Source organism: Solwaraspora sp. WMMD792 (assembly GCF_029626105.1).
GTDB lineage: Bacteria > Actinomycetota > Actinomycetes > Mycobacteriales > Micromonosporaceae > Micromonospora_E.
On record NZ_JARUBH010000009.1, the window covers coordinates 3,609,406 to 3,628,160 of the forward strand.

An 18,755-nucleotide genomic window follows, 5' to 3' on the forward strand; every position below is an offset into this window, starting at 1 on the left:
CTGGTCACGTGGTGCCGGCGACGGGTGGGCCGGCCCACGTCGACCGTGGCGACTCTGATCGGCGCGGCGGGAACCTCGCGGTTCGGACGCTCTGGATGCCCGGGCACGCAGCGGGCACAATGGCTAGCGCCACCAGCCAGCCAGCAAACGGCCAGACAGGGACAAAAGGGGCGAAAATGGATCGGCCGCACTGGGCACCGGAGAACATCGACGTCGAGCGGCCGAGCGTCGCCCGGATGTACGACTACTACCTCGGCGGCTCACACAACTTCGCCGCCGATCGGGCCGCCGCCCAGGCGATGATCACGGCCGTTCCCGATGCCCCGTTGATGGCCCAGGCGAACCGGGCCTTCATGCGCCGCGTCGTGCAATTCCTCGTCGAGTCGGGAATCCGGCAGTTCCTTGACATCGGCTCCGGGATCCCCACTGTGGGCAACGTGCACGAGATCGCCCAACGGCTGGCACCGGAATCGAAGGTCGCCTACGTGGACGTCGATCCGGTCGCCGTCGCACACAGCCGGGAGATCCTCGCCGGCAACGACCGGACCACGATCCTGCATGAGGACCTGCGCAACCCGGAACGGATCCTGCACGATCCTCAGGTGCGCAAGCTACTCGACTTCGACCAGCCGGTCGCGGTGCTGATCGTCGCGGTCCTGCATTTCGTGCCGGACTCCGACGACCCCACCGGGATCCTGGCCGAGCTGCGCGCCGCCCTCGCGCCCGGCAGCTATCTGGTCCTGTCCCAGGCCAGCGACGACGGTCGCAGCGACGAGGAACGCCGCGAGGCGGACCAGATCTACCGGCGCACCGACAACCCGCTCAACATCCGGTCCCGGGCCGCGCTGACCAACTTCTTCGACGGGTTCGACCTGCTACCGCCGGGCGTGGTCTGGGTGCCGCAGTGGCGCCCCGAGTCGCCCGAGGCGGCCGAGGACGCCGAGCGTGCCGTCTTCATGGGCGGGGTAGGCCGACTCGGTGGCTGAGCAGTCCGAGCCGGCCGCCGATCCGCCCGGTGGACGGCCACCGGGCGTCGCCGCCGTCGCCCGGGCCTGGGCCAAGGCGGTAACCGGGACCAGCTACCTGCCGCTGACCCAGGAGCAGTTGGAGGCGTTTCTCGGCGACCTGACCGTACGGCTCGTCACGGCGCTGCGCGCCGAGCCGTTCACCATCCGGGTCGGCTACCAGGTCGGGTCGGACCTGGTCGCCGCGCACATCGCCTCGGCGGAAGGGCTCGGCCGCACCATCGAGGTACTCGACCTGCGGCTACTGCGCGACCTGGACATCGACGACCCGGACATGCCGGACCGGATGGCACGGCTGCTCGGCGGTATCGCCACCGGCTACACCCGGGCGCTGCGCGACCGCACCCTGGACGAGCAGGAGACCATCCGCCGCGCGGCGTTGGTCGCCCGGGAGCAGGCCGAGATCGCGCTGCGGGAGAGCGAGGCCCGGTACCGGCACCGGGCCACCCACGACCCGCTCACCGATCTGCCCAACCGGAGCCTGTTCACCCAGCGGCTGGACGACGTGTTCAGCACGACCGGGCGTACCGGCGGGGACGGACGCCGACTCGGCGTCTGCTTCGTCGACCTCGACGGTTTCAAGATCGTCAACGACACCCTCGGCCACCACATCGGGGACCTGCTGCTGGTCTCCGTCGCCGAGCGGCTGCGCCGGGGCGTCGGCGAACACCTGGTGGCCCGCATCGGTGGCGACGAGTTCGTCATCCTGGTCGCCGACACCACCTGCACCGACGACGTGCTCAAGGTCGCCGAGGCCGCGCTCGCCGCGATCGGCGAACCGGTCGTCGTCGACGGCCACGAGCTGACCGTGACCGCCAGCATCGGCATCGTGGAGCGCACGGTCGCCGGCACCACCCCGAGCGAGGTGATGCGGGCCGCCGACGTCACCCTGCACTGGGCGAAATCGGCGGGCAAGGGCCGGTGGGCGCTGTTCGATCCGGTGCGCAACGACCACCAGCTGGCCCGGTACGCGCTGTCCGCGGCGATGCCCGCCGCTCTCGACCGGGGCGAGTTCTTCCTGGACTACCAGCCGCTGGTCGCGCTCGCCGGCGGCGCGCTGCTCGGCGTCGAGGCGCTGGTCCGCTGGCGGCACCCGACGATGGGGGTACTCGGGCCGGACCGGTTCATCTCCCTCGCCGAGGACTCCGGGCTGATCGTCCGGCTCGGATCGTGGGTGCTGGCGGAAGCCTGCCGGGAGGCCCGGCGCTGGCTGGACCGCAGCGCGAACGCCCCGTTCGTCAGTGTCAACCTGGCTGTCCGGCAGGTCAACGACCTCGGTCTGGTGCGGTACGTGACCGAGGTGCTCGCCGACACCCGGCTACCAGCCGACCGGCTGCAGCTGGAGATCACCGAGAGCGCCCTGATGAGCACCGCCGACGGACCGGTCCGCACCCTGCGAGAACTGGCCGACCTGGGCGTACGGATCGCCATCGACGACTTCGGGACGGGCTACTCCAACCTGTCCTACCTCCGCTCGCTGCCGGTGCAGGAGCTGAAGCTGGCCGGGAAGTTCGTCGAAGGGCTCCGTGCCCCGGCGGGCACCGACCGGACCGACGAGAGCATCCTGCTCACCCTGGTGACGTTGGCCCACACGCTGCGGCTGACGGTCACCGCCGAAGGAGTGGAGACCGCCGGGCAGGCCGAGCGGCTCCGGGCGATCGGCTGCGACGCCGCCCAGGGCTGGCATTTCGGCCGGCCCGGACCAGCCGACGGGATCACCGAACGACTCGGCTGACGCCGCAAGCAGCCGCCCACCGCAGGAGGGCCGGGCGACGCCGCCGGGAGTCACGCCGCCGAGGGTCACGCCGCTCAGCCGGCCAGCAGCGACGCCATCCGCTGCGCCTGGGTGTCCCAGCGCCATTCACGCTCCACCCAGGCCCGACCGGCGGCCCCCATCCGCCGGGCCAGCTCCCGGTCGGCCAGCAGGCCCGCCAGCCGTTCGGCCAGCTGGCTCGAGTCTCGACCGTTCACGACGTACCCGGTCTCGCCGTCGCGGACCGCATCCGGCGCGCCGCCGGAATCCCCGGCCACCACTGGCAGCCCGGTCGCCGATCCTTCCAGGTAGACGATGCCCAGGCCTTCCACGTCGAGCCCGCCGCGACGGGTGCGGCAGGGCATCGCGTACACGTCCCCGGCGGCGTAGTGCGCCGGCAGTTCCGCCCAGGGCACCGCCCCGGTGAAGGTGACGTCGTCGGCCACCCCGGCGCGCCCGGCGAGTCGTTGCAACCGGCTGCGGTCCGGGCCGCCGCCGACGATCAGCAACGCGGCGCCCGGCACCCGACGCCGTACCAGCGGCCAGGCCCGGATCAACGTGTCCTGACCCTTGCGCGGCACCAGCCGGGACACGCAGACCACCACCGGCCGGTCCGACAACCGGTGCCGGCGGCGCACCTCGCCGCCGTCGACGCCCGGATGGTAGGCATCGGTGTCCACACCCGGGGCGAGCCGACGCAGCTCGGTCAGCCCGCCGATCGCGCGGTCCAGCCGGACCCGGGTGTACTCCCCCAGGTAGGTCACCACGTCGGTGGCGCGGGCGATCCGGCGGAGCATCGACCTCGCGCCGGGCAGCGCGGCCCACCCCACCTCGTGCCCATGGGTCAGGGCCACCGCCCGGCTGATCCCGACCCGCCGGCGCAGGCCGTCGGCGAGCAGGCCGAGCGGCGCGGCCGCCCCGAACCAGACGGTGTCGCAGCCCCGGGCCCGCGCCAGGGCGGCGGTCTGCCGGGCCACCGCCGGCGTGGGCAGCAGCATGCCGGTCGGGTTACGGATCACCTCGAACGGCTGGTCGGCGTCGAACCGCTCGGCACCGTCGTAGCTCGACGCGTAGACCACGATGGTCTGCGCGGGCTGCCGCAGCGCCAGATTGTGCACGAACGACTGGATGCCGCCGGGCCGCGGCGGAAAGTCGTTGGTGACCAGCAGGGTGCGGTTCATCGGCCCGCCCGGTCGGCGTACCTGCGGGCCGCCGCGATTCGTTCCACGGTCGACGGGTGCGTGGCGGAGTAGAGGTACTCCCAGCGGGGCGGGTCCGGATCGGCGAGATTGATCGCGGACAGCCGGCGGTGCACCGCCGCGTACGCCGCCGGGTCACCGTGCAGCGCCAGCGCGTGCGCGTCGGCGCGGGCCTCGATCCGGCGCGACACCAGCGCCTGCGCCGGTGTCGCCACCAGACCGACCAGCGTGACCACGGCCAGCAGCAGGGCGATCGCCCGCGGCTCGGCGATGTCGGCGACGCCGGCCGCCCGCAGCACCGGCCGCCAACTGCCGAGCAGGTACAGCCCGACGACGGCCGCGGCGGCGCCGAGCGCGCCCAACCCGGTGCCGGTCAGCACGTCCCGCGCGCGGGCGTGGCCCAGCTCGTGGGCGACCACGGCGGCCAGCTCCGCCGGAGGCGCCTCGCGCAGCAGGTTGTCGTAGACGACGATCCGCCGGGTGGGGCCGAACCCGGACACGTAGGCGTTGACCGCGCGGGTACGCCGGGACGCGTCGGCGACCAGCACGTCCCGCACCGGGACGCCGTCGCGCTCGGCCAGCTCCAGCAGCTGCGTGCGCACCGGACCGTCCGGCATCGGGGTGAACTTGTTGAACACCGGCTCGACCAGCACCGGCAGAACGAACGACAGCAGCACCACCAGGGCGGCCGCGCCGGTCGCGGCCAGCGCCCACCACCAGCGGGGGGCCAGCCGAACGACGGTGTAGAAGCCGAGCAGGGCCACCGTCGCGATGACCGCGCCGACCGCGTACGACCGGGCCAGGTCCAGGCCCCAGCCGGCCCAGCCCTGGGTGGCCAGCCCGTGCTCGGTCAGGATCCGGTGCCGCAAGGCGGCGAACGGCAGGGTCAGCAGGTCGGCCAGGAACACCACGAGCAGCCCGCCGAGCAACGCCTGGGCGGCCCAGTGGCCGCCGAACGGCCGGCCGGCGACCTCCACCAGCCGGGCACCGACCGGGGTGAACCCGAGCAGCAGCGCCACGAGCAGGCCGGCCAGCATCGCGCCGTAGCGACCCGGTCGCAACGCCGCCCGCAGGGCCCGCCCCCGCTCGACCTGATCGACGGGCAGCTCACGCAGGGCGGCGAGCTGGTCGGCGCGGGGCACCGGCGGCCGCTGCCACGGCACCAGCACGGCCGCCGCGACGACGACCGCCACCACCAGGACGGCGAAGGTGACCAACGCCCATGCGCGAGGCGTCATCGGGCTCCTTCCGCCGGCCGGTCGCCCGACCATCCTAGGTGTGCCGGCGCGGTCCCGGTCCGCGCTCGGCGACAGACCGGATCCTGTCAGCTCGACCGGTCGATCGCTCAGGCGACCTGTCTTCGGGACCGGGGCCGGCGCTGCCGGCGGCCACGCGGCGCGGCCGTCGACCCGCCGAGCACCTCGACGTCGAACCCGGCACGCGCGAACACCTCGATCGCGTACCGCTCGCCGGCGTCCAGGTTGGCCACCGCGTCCGGGCTGTCGATCAGGGCACTGACCAGGCAACCCCGGCAACTCGGGCCGCGCTCGACGGCGCAGGTGTCACAGTCGATCAGCATGGTCGTCTCCTCACGTGACGGTGCGATCGGACAGTGGCCGGCGGTGACCGGCCCCCGTACGACGCAGCATCGCCGACCGACCACCGCCAGTGACATCGACGATAGGCATCAGGTACGACAGTTCCGCGCGACCGGGTGTCGGCTCAGGACCGGGCCAGTCGACGCAGCAGCGAATCGGCGCCCATCGGGTACGCGCCGTGCCGCCGGACCCCGTCGGCCACCTCCCGGTCGGAGGAGACCACCACGATCACCCGGCCGGACGGCTCGGCCCGGACCAGCCGACGGATGAGTTCGTCGGCTGTTTCCCCTTTGCGGGAGAACAGCACCCGTACGCCGCGTGGAGCCGGCGGCAACCCGTGCATCCGCTCGGCGCCGTCGAAGACCACGGTCACCTCGTCCCCGGTCTGCGCGGCGATCCCACCGAGCCCGGTGATCAACCGCTTGCGTTGCTGCTCCAGCGGCATCTCACCGAAGCCCCGCTTGGTCACGTTGTAGCCGTCGACGACGAGGTGGGCCCGGGGCAGGGCGAGCAGGTCGTCCAGCCGGGCCGGGTCGTCGGTGTCGCGGGCCCGGGTCGACGTCGCCGCCGCCGGTCGGTCGGTGAACGCGTCGGCGACGTAGTCGGCCGGCAACCGGTCGGCCGGGTCCAGGGCGAGCTCCCGCCGCAGCCCCTGGGCCGCCTGCCCGATCGTCTCCAGCAGCAGCCACAGCCGGGCGTCGTCGACCGCCCGGGCCTCCTTCGCCGACTGCCGGGCGGCGCCGGCGGTCAGCTCCGCGTCGGCGAGCTTGGCGCGCAGCCGCCGCAGCTCCGCGTCGTGGTCGGCGGCGGCCCGCCCGGCGCGGCCGCGTTCGGTGGCGAGCAGCTCGTTGGCCCGCCGCTGCTGCGCCTGCGCCTCGCGCAGCGTGCGGGACAGCTGCCGGGACTCCTCGCGGAGCTGGCCCAGCTCCTCGCGTACCCGGGCCAGCTCGTCGCGGAGCTTCTCCACCTCGACCCGGGCGACGGTGCGGTCGTGTTCGGCCCGGTTGGCGCGGGCCTCGGCATCGCGGATCAGTTCGGCGACGGCGGCCCGGTCGGCCTCGGCCCGGACCGCCGCACCGGCGGCGTCGACCAGCTCACGCCAGCCCGCCGGCCGCATCAGGTACGCCAGGGCGGCGACCTCGACCGGGTCCGCCGCCGCGGGTGAGACCCCTTCGCTGACCGCTGTGCCCAGCTCACCGGCCTCGGTCAGCGCGCGGGCAGCCACCCGTTGCCGCAGCGACGGATCGTTGGTCAGCGCCGCCGCGATCGCCGCGCCGCCGTAGCGGGCCCGCCGGTTCGGCGCGAACTTGGCGACCTTGCGCAGCTGGGGTGGCATCTCGTCGGTCGGGATCTCGGGCAGCGCGGCGGCGGCGAGCACGACGATGCGCGACCGCACCGGCTCCGGCAGCACCGGCTCGGCGGGTGGACCACCGGCCGGCTGGTCGGCGGACAGGGGCAGGGCGCCGGTCGTCGGCGCCGCCCCCTCGGGACGAGCGTCGGTCGGATCCGGTGCGGCCATGCACCCCAGTCTCCCACCGGGTGGCCGCCGCGTGCCCGACAGGAAGAATGATCTCGCAGAGTCGATCGGATCGTTACCGATGGTACCCATGGGACGGCTGTGTCGTACCCACGTCCTATCGTCTGCGCCGTGGCACCGCCTGACCCCGCACCTCGACCGGCCTACACCCAGGGCTCGATCGACTCGCTGCTGTCAGCCGGGCCGGGCCAGTCGCTGTCGACCGGCGCGGACCGGTCGCTGCGGGAGACCACCTTCGTCGTGCTGGATCTGGAGACCACCGGCGGCGCGCCGGACGGCGGCGGCATCACCGAGATCGGCGCGGTCAAGGTGCGCGGCGGGGAGGAGCTCGGCGTCTTCGCCACGCTGGTCAACCCGGGCCGACCGGTGCCGCCGTTCATCACCGTGCTCACCGGCATCACCGAGGCGATGCTCGTTCCCGCGCCGCCGATCGAGCAGGTGCTGCCCAGCCTGCTGGAATTTCTCGGCGGCGCGGTGCTGGTGGCGCACAACGCGCCGTACGACGTGGGTTTTCTCAAGGCCGCGTGCGCCCGGCACGGCTATTCCTGGCCGGCGCCGACGGTGTTGGACACCGCGGCCCTCGCCCGCCGGGTGCTGACCCGCGACGAGGTGCCCAACCGCAAGCTCGGCACCCTCGCCGGCTACTTCCGCACCCCTCGCCGGCCCACCCACCGGGCACTTGCCGACGCCCAGGCGACCGTGGACGTGCTGCACGGGCTGATCGCCCGGCTCGGCGGGCACCAGGTGACGAGCATCGGCGACGCGGTCGAGTTCAGCCGGGCGGTCAGCGACGTCCAGCGACGCAAGCGGCACCTCGCCGACGGGTTGCCCCGCTCCCCCGGGGTGTACATCTTCCGGGCGGCCGACGACCGGCCGCTGTACGTCGGCACCTCGGGCGACGTCGCGACCCGGGTACGCAGCTACTTCACCGCCGCCGAGCGGCGGGCGCGGATGTCCGAGATGCTGGCCGCAGCGGTGCGGGTCGACGCGGTCGAGTGCGCCCACCGGCTGGAGGCCGAGGTACGTGAGCTGCGGCTGATCGCCGCCCACGCGCCGCCGTACAACCGCAGGTCGAAGTTCCCGGAGCGGATGGTCTGGTTGAAGGTCACCGACGAGGTCTATCCACGGCTGTCCACGGTCCGGGCGATCTCACCGGCCGACACCACCGTGCTCGGGCCGTTCGCCTCCCGCCGGGCGGCCGAGCTGGCCGCCGCCGGCATCCACGACGCGCTGCCGCTGCGTCAGTGCACCCACCGGTTGTCCACCCGGACCCGGACCCCGGCCTGCGCGCTGGCCGAGCTGGGTCGTTGTCCGGCACCGTGCGAACACCGGATCGACCCGCTGCAGTACGCCGAGCTGGCCGTCACCCCGCTGCGTACGGCCCTCGAAACCGACCCGCAGCCACTGGTCGACACGTTGCTCGCCCGGATCGACCGGCTCGCCGCCGGGCAGCGGTTCGAGGAGGCGGCGGTGGTCCGGGGCCGGTTGGCCGCGTTCCTGCGGGCGACCGTCCGGATGCAGCGGTTGACCGCGCTGACCCGCATCACCGAGCTGGTCGCGGCACGACGGGCCGGGCACGGTGGCTGGGAGCTGGCGATCGTCCGGCACGGTCGGCTCGCCGCCGCCGGCGTGTCGCCCCCACGGCAGCACCCTCGGGCCACCATCGAGCTGCTGTGCGCCACCGCCGAGACAGTGCCGGCCGGGCACGGTCCGGTGCCCCGGGCGAGCGCGGCCGAGAGCGAGCGGATTCTGTCCTGGTTGGAGCCGGAACAGACCCGACTGGTCAGGGTGAGCGGGGACTGGTCCTCGCCGGTCCGCGGCGCCGGCCGATTCCACCATCTGCTGGTCAAGGCCGAGGAAGCCGCCCGGACGACGGCCGGCGTCGACGAAGCGGACCAAAGACTCGACCGATCGATCACCCGCAAGTAGCCGATCGTACTACGCTCGCTCGCTTAGGCTGTTAGAGAAGTGCAGTCCTGTCAGCCAACGCCCGATTCGTGGCGTGCGTCCGGGCGGTCGACCGGCCGGGCGATGGGTGAGGAGGTGTCTCCGCGTGGACGTCGACGCCGGTCCCGGCGCCGCCATCGGACGTTTCCTGCCCACCGCGACACCCCTGTCCGCCCGCCTGCGGGCCTGGCTGTCCTGGTCGCCCGGCGCGCCGGAACCGGTCGCCGAGCTGATCCGGGTCCACCGGTCGATCCACCCGTCGGCGGACCCGGCGGTGCTGCGCCGCGGCTACCAGATCGCCGACAGCATGCACGCCGGCCAGTACCGCAAGAGCGGCGAGCCGTACATCACCCACCCGTTGGCCGTCGCGGAGATCTGCGCCGGGCTCGGCATGGACACCACCACCCTGGTGGCCGCACTGCTGCACGACACCGTCGAGGACACCACGTACGACCTGCCGACACTGGCCGCAGACTTCGGCGACGAGGTCGCCCACCTGGTCGACGGGGTGACCAAGTTCGACAAGGCGTTCTACGGCAAGGCCGCCGAGGCCGAGACCATCCGAAAGATGATCATCGCTGCGGCGAAGGACGTTCGGGTGCTGGTCATCAAGCTCGCCGACCGGCTGCACAACATGCGGACCCTCGGTGTGCGCTCCCCTGCCTCCCGGGCCCGGATCGCCAAGGCGACCCTGGACGTGCTGGTCCCGCTCTGTGATCGGCTCGGCATCCAGAAGCTCAAACGGGAACTCGACGACATCGTCCTGTTCCACCTGGAGCCGGAGGCCTACCAGCAGATCGAGGAACACCTGGCCAACCGACCGGGCTGGGCGACGTACCTGGACACCGTCTGCGGACAGGCGCGGGTGACGTTACGCCGGGAGAAGGTCACCGCCCGGGTCGCGGCCCGGCCCCGGCACCGCTACTCGATCTGGAAGGACACCGTCGCCGGCGGCCACCGTGCCCCGTTCGACCTGCCCCGCATCGAGGTCGTGGTCACCGGGCCGGACACCGACTGCTACGCGGCGCTCGGCGCGATCCACTGCCGCTGGCGACCGGTACCGGGCAGGTTCAAGGACTTCATCGCGGCACCGAAGAACAACCTCTACCGTTCGCTGCACACCACGGTCATCGGTCCGGACGAGCGTCCACTCGAGGTGCTGATCCGGACCGAGGCGATGCACCGCTCCGCCGAGTTCGGCATCGCCGCGCCGTACCACTTCCCCAAGCCCGGCCGCAGTCGTGCCGCCGCCCGCGCCGACGAGCTGGCCTGGCTGCGCAGGGCAATCGACTGGTCACAGGAAAACATCGACGCCGACCAGTTCGTCCACTCGCTGCGCTGCGACCTGGTGGACGCGCAGATCCAGGTCTTCACCGACGGCCGGCCGATCGTGCTGCCGGCCGGGTCGACGCCGGTCGACCTCGCGTACGAGCTGGATCCACGCAAAGGCGCGCACTGTCTCGCCGTCCGGATCAACGGCCGACTGGCACCGCTGGCCTCCGAGTTGACCGACGGCGACGTGGTCGAGATCTTCACCGAGAGCGACGACCAGCCGACCGGGACGGCACCGACGTCAGCCGGGCCGCGAAAGGAGTGGCTGGGTTTCGTCAAGTCGCCGCAGGCCCAGATGCAGATCAACCGCTGGTTCGCCGAACACTCCGAACCGGGCATCAGCATCAGCGACAAGGTACGCCTCGGCCGCGCCACCGTCAGCCTGATCCTGCGCAAACACGACCGGGCGTTGTCCAACGACAAACCACTGCGCCAGCTCGCGGAGAACCTCAAGTACCCGGACATGGAGACCCTGCTGGTCGCGGTGGTGGACCGGACCATCGAGCCCGAGGCCGTCGTCGATCAGCTCATCGCCCTGGTCGACCAGCCGGGCTGACCTGACCCGGCGCCGGCGACCGGCTACCTCTAGCCTGAACCATATGATCACCCGCCGATCCCCCGCACGCGCCCTGTTGTACGGCGTGTTCTACCGGTTGCCGCACCCGGTCCGTCGGCGGTTGGTCCGGCTCGCTGTGCAGAAGTACATCGTCGGCGCCGTGACGCTGGTGACCGATGCCGAAGTCGATCCGTCGGCACCCGCCCGACTACTGCTGCTGCGCCAGCCACCCGGCCGGGGCTGGACGCTGCCCGCCGGTCTGCTGCGACACCGCGAGGCGCCGGTGGTCGGCGCGGCCCGGGAGCTCGCCGAGGAGACCGGCATCCGGCTGGCCCCGGACCAGCTACGCCCGGCGGTACCGAACGCCGTGGTGCACGCCAAGGGCTGGGTGGACGTCGTCTTCGAAGCCGCCGTGGCAGCGTCGCGAACCCAACTGGTGGTCGACGGGGCCGAGGTGTACGAAGCCGCCTGGCACCGGCTCGACGACCTGCCCCGGCTGACCCCGGCGACCGCCCGGCTGCTGGCGCATTACGGCATCGGGCCGCTCGTCGTGCCAGCGGAGACCGACGTACCAGTGGAGACCGGCCCGCCAGCGGCCGGGCAGCCGCCGGCGGGCCAGGAGCCGGGGTGAGCGCACCGGCGGTCGGACCGGACCGGATCTGCGCAGTGATCCTCGCCGCCGGTGAGGGCCGCCGGCTGCGGCCGTTGACCGGTCTCGTCCCGAAGGCGCTCTGCCCGGTCGGGAACGTACCGCTGCTGGACCGGGCACTCGCCCGGGTCGGCGCCCTCGGCTTCACCGGGCCGGCGGCGGTCGCGGTCAACGCCTGCTACCTCGGCCGGCAGGTGGTGGCGCATGTCGGAGACCGGGCACAGCTGTCCGTGGAGCCAGGAGACCCGTTGGGCACCGCCGGCGGCATCGGCCGGCTACGGGACTGGATCGATGGCCGGGGCGTACTGGTCGGCAACGTCGACGGCTACCTCGCCCATCCGGATCTGGCTCCCGGGCCGGACATCGCTGCGCTGCTCCACGGCTGGGACGGTGAGACGGTCCGGCTGCTGGGCAAGCGGTTCACCGACCCGGCCGCTCAGGGCGGCTTCGACGGGCACCGGTTCGCCGGCTTCTCGCTGCTGCCGTGGCGCTACGTCAGCGAACTACCGGCCGCCCCCGGCGAACTGGTCCGTACCGTCTGGCGGCCGGCGGAGGCCGTCGGCGCGCTGCAGGTGATCAACTATCCGGGTACCTACCTGGACACCGGGACACCACCGGACTACCTCGCGGCCAATCTGCACGCGGCAGGTGGTCGGAGCCTGCTCGACCCGTCGGCCACGGTGACCGGCCCGGTCGACCATTCCGTGGTCGGCGCCGGGGCGGTGGTACGGGGGACGTTGGTCCGCTCGGTGGTGTGGCCCGGCGCGCGGGTGCCGGCCGGGGAACAGCTGACCGACGCGATCCGGGTGGGCAGCGATCTGACGGTGTCCGCCGGTTGACCGTTCACTATTGAGTAACATCGGCGGCGGACGCCGATGAGGGACGGAGGACCTGCGTGATCACTGCGATCGTGTTGATCGACTGCGCCACGGACTCGATCCCGGAGGTGGCCGAGGCGCTTGCCGGTCTCGACGGGGTGAGCGAGGTCTACTCGGTGGCCGGGCACGTGGACCTGATCGCGATCGTCCGGGTGCGGCAGTTCGACCAGATCGCCGACGTGATCGCCGGACGGATCTCGAAGGTTCCGGGTGTACTCAACACCGAGTCGCACATCGCCTTCCGCGCCTACTCGCAGCACGATCTGGAGGCGGCCTTCGCGATCGGGCTGGCCGACGCCGACTGACCAGCGCTGCTGACTTTCCAGCGCGGACTGACCGGCGGCGCTGATCCTCCGGACGCGGGCACGGACAGTTGTCCGCGCCCACCGGCGAGGCGGCGGGCGCGGACAACTGTCGTGGTACGGGACGATCAGCGGCTGCCGCTGCTGATCTCCTCCCGGTCGGCCGTCTTCCTGTCCTTGTCGGCCGGCGGCAGATCAGCCGGCTGTTCCTCGGCCGGGTCGATTGCCACATGCGCCGGCGGCGGGACCTGCACCGGCTTCTCGATCGGGAAGAAGAAGCCCTTGACGGCCGGGCCGAGCGCGCCGAGCCGGTTCATCTTCTTCGGCACCACCCAGCCGACGTACTCCAGCTTGCCGTGGCCGTGCTCGTCGGTCGGTCCCAGCGGCTGGTGCACTTCGACGAAGCGGCCGTCAGGCAGCCGTCGGATGATGCCGGTCTCGACACCGTGCGCCAGCACTTCCCGGTCGTGCTGCTGCAGACCGAGACAGATCCGGTAGGTGACGTAGTAGGCCAACGGCGGGAGCAGGATCAATCCGATCCGGCCGGCCCAGGTCATCGCGTTCAGGCTGATGAAGAACTTGTCGGCGAACACGTCGTTGCCGCCGGAGATGGTCAGCACGATGAAGAAGGTGACGGCCATCGCGCCGACGGCGGTCCGGGCCGGCACGTCCCGGGGCCGCTGCAGCAGGTTGTGGCTGGCCTTGTCCTTCGTGTACCGCGCTTCGAGGAACGGGTACGCCAGGGAGAGCATGACCAGGATGCCGGGCAGCACCACGGTCGGCCAGAACAGCGGCGGGATCACGTACCCGTCGCCGATCGGGATGGTCAACTCCCAGGCTGGCATCAACCGGGTGGAGCCGTCCAGGAACATGACGTACCAGTCGGGCTGGCTCGCCGCCGAGACGACGGCGGCCTCGTACGGGCCGAACAGCCACACCGGGTTGATCTGGAAGACCCCCGCCATCAGGGCGACCACCCCGAAGACGATCATGAAGAAGCCGCCCTGTTTGATCGCGTAGCGGGGGAACATCCGCTCACCGACCACGTTGTCGTTGGTCCGTCCCGGGCCGGGCCACTGGGTGTGCTTCTGCTTGAAGACCAGGCCGAGGTGGGCGCTGATCAGCGCCACCAGCAGCCCGGGGATCAGCAGCACGTGGGCTATGTAGAACCGGCTGATGATGATCGTGCCCGGGAACTCGCCGCCGAAGATCGACGAGGTGACCCAGGACCCGATCACCGGGATGGACAGCATGATCGCCGACGCGATCCGCAGCCCGGTGCCGGACAGGCCGTCGTCGGGCAGCGAGTAGCCGGTGAAGCCGGCGAGGAAGCCGACCCAGAACAGCAGCGAGCCGATGATCCAGTTGGCCTCACGCGGCTTGCGGAACGCGCCGGTGAAGAACACCCGCAGCATGTGCACCACGATCGACGCCATGAACAGCAGCGCCCCCCAGTGGTGCATCTGCCGCATGATCAGGCCGCCCCGGACGTCGAACGAGATGTCCAGCGTCGACGCGTACGCCGCCGACATCGGGATCCCGCGCAGCGGGGCGTAACTGCCGTCGTAGACGACCTCCTCCATCGACGGGTCGAAGAAGAAGGTCAGGTAGACACCGGTGAGCAGGACGACGACGAACGAGAAGAGCGCGATCTCGCCGAGCAGGAACGACCAGTGGTCCGGGAAGACCTTGTTCAGCAGCTTGCGCAGCGGGGTGGCGGCCTGGAACCGGTCGTCGAGCTGCCCGGCGGCCTGGCCGGGCAGCGCCCGGGCGTCGAACTTACGGCGTTTCATGGCCGCTCCCAGAAGTCGGGTCCGACGATCTCGGTGTAGTCGGAGGTGGCGACGAAGAAGCCCTCGTCGTCGACGGAGATGGGCAGCTGCGGCAGCCGACGGCTGGCCGGGCCGAAGACCGGCTTGGCGTTGTCGGTGATCAGGAACTGCGACTGGTGGCAGGGGCAGAGCAGCCGGTTGGTCTGCTGCTCGTACAGGCTCGCCGGGCAGCCCGCGTGGGTGCAGATCTTCGAGTACGCGATGTAGTTGCCCCACATGTAGTCAGGCTTGCCCACCGCCTCGTTGTTCTCCCGGGCGGTCCGGGCGTCGTCCAGCCGCAGATGGATCAGCAGGGTCGGCGAGTCGGCGTACCGGTTGGTGTGCCCGCCGGGAATCCCCGGGAAGACCGTCATCTGACCACCGACGCTGACGTCCGCGGGCCGGATCGGCGAGCCGTCCTCCCTGGTCAGCCGGACCAGCTCGGTGCCGCCACCGACCGTCTCGACCGGCTCCCAGCCGGTGGTGGCCATCTGGTTGTCGGTGTGCGGATCCCGGATCAGGCCGCCGACCAGCGGAGCGGCCGCGACCGCGGCCACCGGAGCCAACCCGGCCAGCAGCGACACCCCGAGCAGCGGACGGCGCTTCACCCCGAGCTCGTCCACCATGTAGGTGAGCGTGCCGCCGGTGATCTTGCGGTCGTCCGGGCTGGACGGGCCGTCGTGCCGGTCCTGGATCGCCACCTCGTGGGGCAGCAGCTTCTTGCCCCAGGTGAGGATGCCGACGCCGATGGCCAGCAAGGTCAGCCCGAGGCTGACGCCGAGCAGCGGGGTGTAGAACTTACTGATCCCGGTGCCGAGTTCGTACTCCCAGGGCCACCAGATGTACACCACCAGGAACGCGGTCGCGGTGAGCCCGGCGAGCAGGAACAGCCCGGCGACGAACCGGCTGATCCGCCGTTCCGCCCTGGTGCCGGGCACCGGAAATGGCGGCTCGTAGTGGACGATCTCGATGTCGTCGCGCCGGGCGCCCTCGCGCAGCACGTCGAACGACGTCAGCCGAGGGTCGTCCAGGCTCACCGGCGCCGGCTGGCGGTGCTGCTGAGTGGTGTCGATGTCGGTGCTCATGACTTCCCCGCAATCCACAGGCTGGCGAAGACCAGCGCGGTGATGCCGACCAGGAAGATGGCGATGCCCTCGGTCACCGGACCGTACCGGCCGAGGTTGGCCAGCCCGCCGGGGTCACCGTCGGTCTTCAGCCCTTCCTGCACGAAGGCGATGATGTCGCGCTTCTGCTCGGGGGTGAGCTGGTTGTCCCCGAAGACCGGCATGTTCTGCGGGCCGGTCAGCATGGCGGCGTACAGCTGCCGGTCGGTGGCCGGATCCAGGCTCGGTGCGTACTTGCCGGAGGACAACGCTCCGCCGCCGCCGCTGAAGGCGTGGCAGGACGAGCAGTTGATCCGGTAGAGGTGACCGCCGACGGCGATGTCACCGCCGGTACGCAGCATCTCGCCGTCCGGCAGCTGCGGGCCGCCGCCCAGCTCCTGGATGTACTGGCCGAGCTGGCGGATCTCCTCCTCGGTGAAGACCACCGGCTTGCGCTCGGCCTGGGCCTCCTGCCGGGCCATCGGCATCCGGCCCGTGCCGACCTGGAACTCCACCGACGCCGATCCGACACCGATCAGGCTGGGGCCGCGTCCCTCGACGCCCTGGGCGTTGCGCCCGTGGCAGGAGATGCAGCTCTGGTCGAACAGCGCCTTGCCGTCCTCGGCCGCCTGGGACAGCTGCGGGGTGTCCTGCGCCTGCAGGCCCGGGGCGAAGACGGTGTACGCACCGCCGGCCAGGAACAGCGCGGCGAGCAACCGGACCGCGGTGCCCAGCCGACGGCGGCCCCGGCCTCGCGGCGTGGCCCGCCCGCTGCGCAGCCGGGCGAGGAGACCACGTCCGCGGTCGGCTCGCCGGTCGGCGGGGGTGTCAGATGTCATTGACCTGAATCCTTGTCGGTTTTGCGACCTGCCTGGTCGGCACGACGCCGCACCATCACGGTGAGTGACCGCTTGATGATCATTGCAGCCAGTAGATCATGAAGTAGAGGCCGATCCAGACCACGTCGACGAAGTGCCAGTAGTACGACACGACGATGGCCGAGGTGGCCTGGGCCGGGGTGAACCGCCCCATCGTGGTGCGGACCATGTAGATCAGGAAGGCGACCAGGCCACCCGCCACGTGCAGCCCGTGGAAGCCGGTGGTGAGGTAGAACACCGAGCCGTAGCCGTCACCGTTGATCTTGATGCCGTGGTGGACCAGCTCCCGGTACTCGTTGACCTGGCCGAGCAGGAAGATCAGGCCCATCACGAAGGTGATCGTGAACCACCGCCGCAGCGCGTGCACGTCTCCCCGCTCTGCGGCGAACACCCCGATCTGGCAGGTGACCGAGGAGGCCACCAGGATCGCGGTGAAGACCGTCGCGTACGGGATGTTCAGCTCTGGGGTGTGCTCCTCCCACATGCTGTAGTCCGCCGCGCGGATGGAGAAGTACATCGCGAACAGCGCCGCGAAGAACATCAGTTCGCTGGAGAGCCACACGATCGTCCCGACGCTGACCATGTTCGGTCGGGTCAGCGAGTGGATCCGGCTCTTGTCAATCGCTGGGGCCGCAGTCACGCGGTCATTATTGCTGCCGGTCAGTGCCCACGGACGGCGGGGTGGCAAACCCGACCCGCCGGTGGGCCGGATAACGTCGACCGAGGCCGCTGGCCTAGCCTCGTCGTGTGGCAGATGTCGCTGCGATGGCCGTCCCGCCGTTCACGGTCTCGGCCCTGTTCACCGAGATCCAGCTGACCAACTGGCTGGCGCTGGCACTCGTCGTGGCCGCCGGCCTCTACCTGTACGGGGTGCACCGGCTGCGGCTACGCGGCGACCGCTGGCCGGTGTCACGCACCGTACTGTTCCTCGGCCCCGGACTGGGTGGCATCGCCGCCGTCACGGTGAGCGGAATCGGCGCCTACGACACCACGCTGCTGTCGGTGCACATGGTCCAGCACATGGTGCTGTCGATGATCGCGCCGATCTTCCTCGCGCTGGGTGCACCGGTCACCCTGGCGCTGCGCACCCTGCCCGGCAACCCGCGGCGCCGCCTGCTCGCCGTCCTGCACAGCAGGTACGCCCGAGTGGTCACCTTCCCGCTGGTCGCCTTCGGCCTGTTTGTCATAAACCCGTTTGTGCTGTATTTCACTGATTTGTACCGGTTGACCCTGGAGAGCAGCCTCGCCCACGAGTTCGTCCACGCCCACTTCATCATGACCGGCTGCCTGTTCTTCTGGCCGCTGGTCGGGCTCGACCCGCTGCCCGGCCGCTGGCCGTACCCGGCCCGGGCGCTGCTGATGGTGCTCTCCGTGCCGTTCCACACCGTGCTCGGGCTCACCGTCATGCAGAGCAGCACCCTGTTCGGCGGCGACTGGTACCCGTCGCTCGGGCTGACCTGGGCCGACCCGTGGGCCGACCAGGAGGTGGCCGGCGGCGTCCTGTGGGCCGGCGGGGAGTTCGTCAGCGTCACCATGCTCGCCGTGCTGGTGGTGCAGTGGATGCGCCAGTCCGAGCGGGAAGCCCGACGCATCGACCGGGAACTCGACCGTCAGGAGGCGCGACAGGCCCGCGCGGCGGTCGCCGCCGACTGACCCGCTCGCCGGACGCGACCCGGACGGACGGTACGATCAGCGCGCAGCTACGAGGTGGGAGTCGAGCGAGAAGATGACCGAGCGCGTGCACACCGTCCTGCTCTACAGCGACGACCCGCAGGTACGGGACCGGATGCGGCTGGCCGTCGGCACCCGCCCCGCCACCGACCTGACCGTCGAGTTCGTCGAGGCGTCCGACTACGCCGGGTGCGTCCGGCTGGTTGACGAGTACGAGATCGACCTGATGCTGCTCGACGGTGAGGCCACCCCCGGCGGCGGGCTCGGTATCGCCCGGCAGATCAAGGACGACCGCGCCGACGCGCCGCCGACCTGCGTGGTGATCGCCCGCGCCGCCGATCGCTGGCTGGCCTCGTTCGCCGAGGTCGACGCCACCCTGATGCACCCGCTCGACCCGGTGACCACCGGCCAGACCGTCGCCGGCATGCTGCGCGGCCGGTCCGGCAAGCTGCCCGCCGCCTGACCCGCGCACCACGGCACCGGCACCGGCTACACCGCACCGCATCACGGCACCAC

17 protein-coding genes are annotated in these 18,755 nt (G+C 71.6%); 9 read left to right on the plus strand and 8 right to left on the minus strand.

All coding sequences use genetic code 11. The features are described 5' to 3' along the window. The first annotated feature begins 176 nt into the window (after positions 1 to 176). Together O7629_RS17200 and O7629_RS17205 are read left to right on the plus strand one after the other, a co-directional pair. A complete protein-coding gene (locus O7629_RS17200; RefSeq protein ID WP_278170344.1) occupies positions 177 to 986 on the plus strand; it encodes an SAM-dependent methyltransferase in 810 nt (269 codons plus the stop codon). Then, the gene (locus tag O7629_RS17205; protein WP_278170345.1) at positions 979 to 2,760 is read left to right on the plus strand and encodes a bifunctional diguanylate cyclase/phosphodiesterase; all 1,782 of its coding nucleotides are present in this window, start codon (positions 979 to 981) and stop codon (positions 2,758 to 2,760) included. The genes O7629_RS17200 and O7629_RS17205 overlap by 8 nt, the downstream gene beginning before the upstream one ends. A gap of 74 nt (positions 2,761 to 2,834) precedes the next feature. Here the strand turns inward: O7629_RS17205 and O7629_RS17210 are convergent, their stop codons facing one another. The 4 genes from O7629_RS17210 to O7629_RS17225 all read right to left on the minus strand — a co-directional run bounded on the left by O7629_RS17210 (position 2,835) and on the right by O7629_RS17225 (position 7,094). Next, on the minus strand, positions 2,835 to 3,959 hold the full coding sequence (locus tag O7629_RS17210) for a glycosyltransferase family 4 protein (RefSeq protein WP_278170346.1): 1,125 nt from the start codon (positions 3,957 to 3,959) through the stop codon (positions 2,835 to 2,837). Further along, positions 3,956 to 5,215: a M48 family metalloprotease gene (locus O7629_RS17215; protein ID WP_278170347.1), complete on the minus strand. Its 1,260-nt coding sequence runs from the start codon at positions 5,213 to 5,215 to the stop codon at positions 3,956 to 3,958. Before O7629_RS17215 ends, O7629_RS17210 begins: the two co-directional genes overlap by 4 nt. 107 nt (positions 5,216 to 5,322) lie before the next feature. Next, positions 5,323 to 5,556 carry a hypothetical protein gene (locus O7629_RS17220; RefSeq protein ID WP_278170348.1) on the minus strand — a complete coding sequence of 78 codons (234 nt, stop codon included), beginning with the start codon at positions 5,554 to 5,556 and terminating at the stop codon, positions 5,323 to 5,325. 143 nt (positions 5,557 to 5,699) lie between these two features. Continuing rightward, positions 5,700 to 7,094 (minus strand): NYN domain-containing protein, encoded by a 1,395-nt coding sequence (locus O7629_RS17225; protein ID WP_278170349.1) that lies wholly within the window; start codon positions 7,092 to 7,094, stop codon positions 5,700 to 5,702. A gap of 186 nt (positions 7,095 to 7,280) precedes the next feature. Here O7629_RS17225 and O7629_RS17230 point away from each other — a divergent pair, with 186 nt between their 5' ends. The 5 genes from O7629_RS17230 (at position 7,281) to O7629_RS17250 (ending at position 12,779) form a co-directional block, all read left to right on the plus strand. Beyond that, positions 7,281 to 9,041 carry a DEDD exonuclease domain-containing protein gene (locus tag O7629_RS17230; protein ID WP_347403732.1) on the plus strand — a complete coding sequence of 587 codons (1,761 nt, stop codon included), beginning with the start codon at positions 7,281 to 7,283 and terminating at the stop codon, positions 9,039 to 9,041. Between the two features lie 124 nt (positions 9,042 to 9,165). After that, positions 9,166 to 10,947, plus strand: a complete 1,782-nt coding sequence (locus tag O7629_RS17235; RefSeq protein ID WP_278170350.1) for an HD domain-containing protein — start codon at positions 9,166 to 9,168, stop codon at positions 10,945 to 10,947. Between the two features lie 43 nt (positions 10,948 to 10,990). After that, positions 10,991 to 11,578, plus strand: coding sequence for an NUDIX domain-containing protein (locus O7629_RS17240; protein WP_278170351.1), 588 nt, complete (start codon positions 10,991 to 10,993; stop codon positions 11,576 to 11,578). Further along, a complete protein-coding gene (locus O7629_RS17245; RefSeq protein ID WP_278170352.1) occupies positions 11,575 to 12,435 on the plus strand; it encodes an NTP transferase domain-containing protein in 861 nt (286 codons plus the stop codon). Before O7629_RS17240 ends, O7629_RS17245 begins: the two co-directional genes overlap by 4 nt. A 56-nt stretch (positions 12,436 to 12,491) precedes the next feature. Beyond that, a complete protein-coding gene (locus tag O7629_RS17250; RefSeq protein ID WP_278170353.1) occupies positions 12,492 to 12,779 on the plus strand; it encodes an Lrp/AsnC ligand binding domain-containing protein in 288 nt (95 codons plus the stop codon). Between the two features lie 125 nt (positions 12,780 to 12,904). Here O7629_RS17250 and O7629_RS17255 read toward each other — a convergent pair whose 3' ends face one another. The 4 genes from O7629_RS17255 to O7629_RS17270 all read right to left on the minus strand — a co-directional run bounded on the left by O7629_RS17255 (position 12,905) and on the right by O7629_RS17270 (position 17,208). Beyond that, complete coding sequence (locus tag O7629_RS17255; protein ID WP_278170354.1) at positions 12,905 to 14,569, minus strand: ubiquinol-cytochrome c reductase cytochrome b subunit; 1,665 nt, start codon at positions 14,567 to 14,569, stop codon at positions 12,905 to 12,907. After that, on the minus strand, positions 14,566 to 15,672 hold the full coding sequence (locus O7629_RS17260) for a Rieske 2Fe-2S domain-containing protein (RefSeq protein ID WP_278170355.1): 1,107 nt from the start codon (positions 15,670 to 15,672) through the stop codon (positions 14,566 to 14,568). Before O7629_RS17260 ends, O7629_RS17255 begins: the two co-directional genes overlap by 4 nt. Then, on the minus strand, positions 15,669 to 16,529 hold the full coding sequence (locus O7629_RS17265; RefSeq protein ID WP_278170356.1) for a cytochrome c: 861 nt from the start codon (positions 16,527 to 16,529) through the stop codon (positions 15,669 to 15,671). Before O7629_RS17265 ends, O7629_RS17260 begins: the two co-directional genes overlap by 4 nt. Positions 16,530 to 16,608: 79 nt before the next feature. After that, on the minus strand, positions 16,609 to 17,208 hold the full coding sequence (locus O7629_RS17270) for a heme-copper oxidase subunit III (protein WP_278170357.1): 600 nt from the start codon (positions 17,206 to 17,208) through the stop codon (positions 16,609 to 16,611). Between the two features lie 107 nt (positions 17,209 to 17,315). Here O7629_RS17270 and O7629_RS17275 point away from each other — a divergent pair, with 107 nt between their 5' ends. Together O7629_RS17275 and O7629_RS17280 are read left to right on the plus strand one after the other, a co-directional pair. Next, positions 17,316 to 18,221 carry a cytochrome c oxidase assembly protein gene (locus tag O7629_RS17275; protein ID WP_278170358.1) on the plus strand — a complete coding sequence of 302 codons (906 nt, stop codon included), beginning with the start codon at positions 17,316 to 17,318 and terminating at the stop codon, positions 18,219 to 18,221. Positions 18,222 to 18,294: 73 nt separating this feature from the next. Then, positions 18,295 to 18,702, plus strand: a complete 408-nt coding sequence (locus O7629_RS17280; protein ID WP_278170359.1) for a hypothetical protein — start codon at positions 18,295 to 18,297, stop codon at positions 18,700 to 18,702. Positions 18,703 to 18,755: the final 53 nt, after the last annotated feature.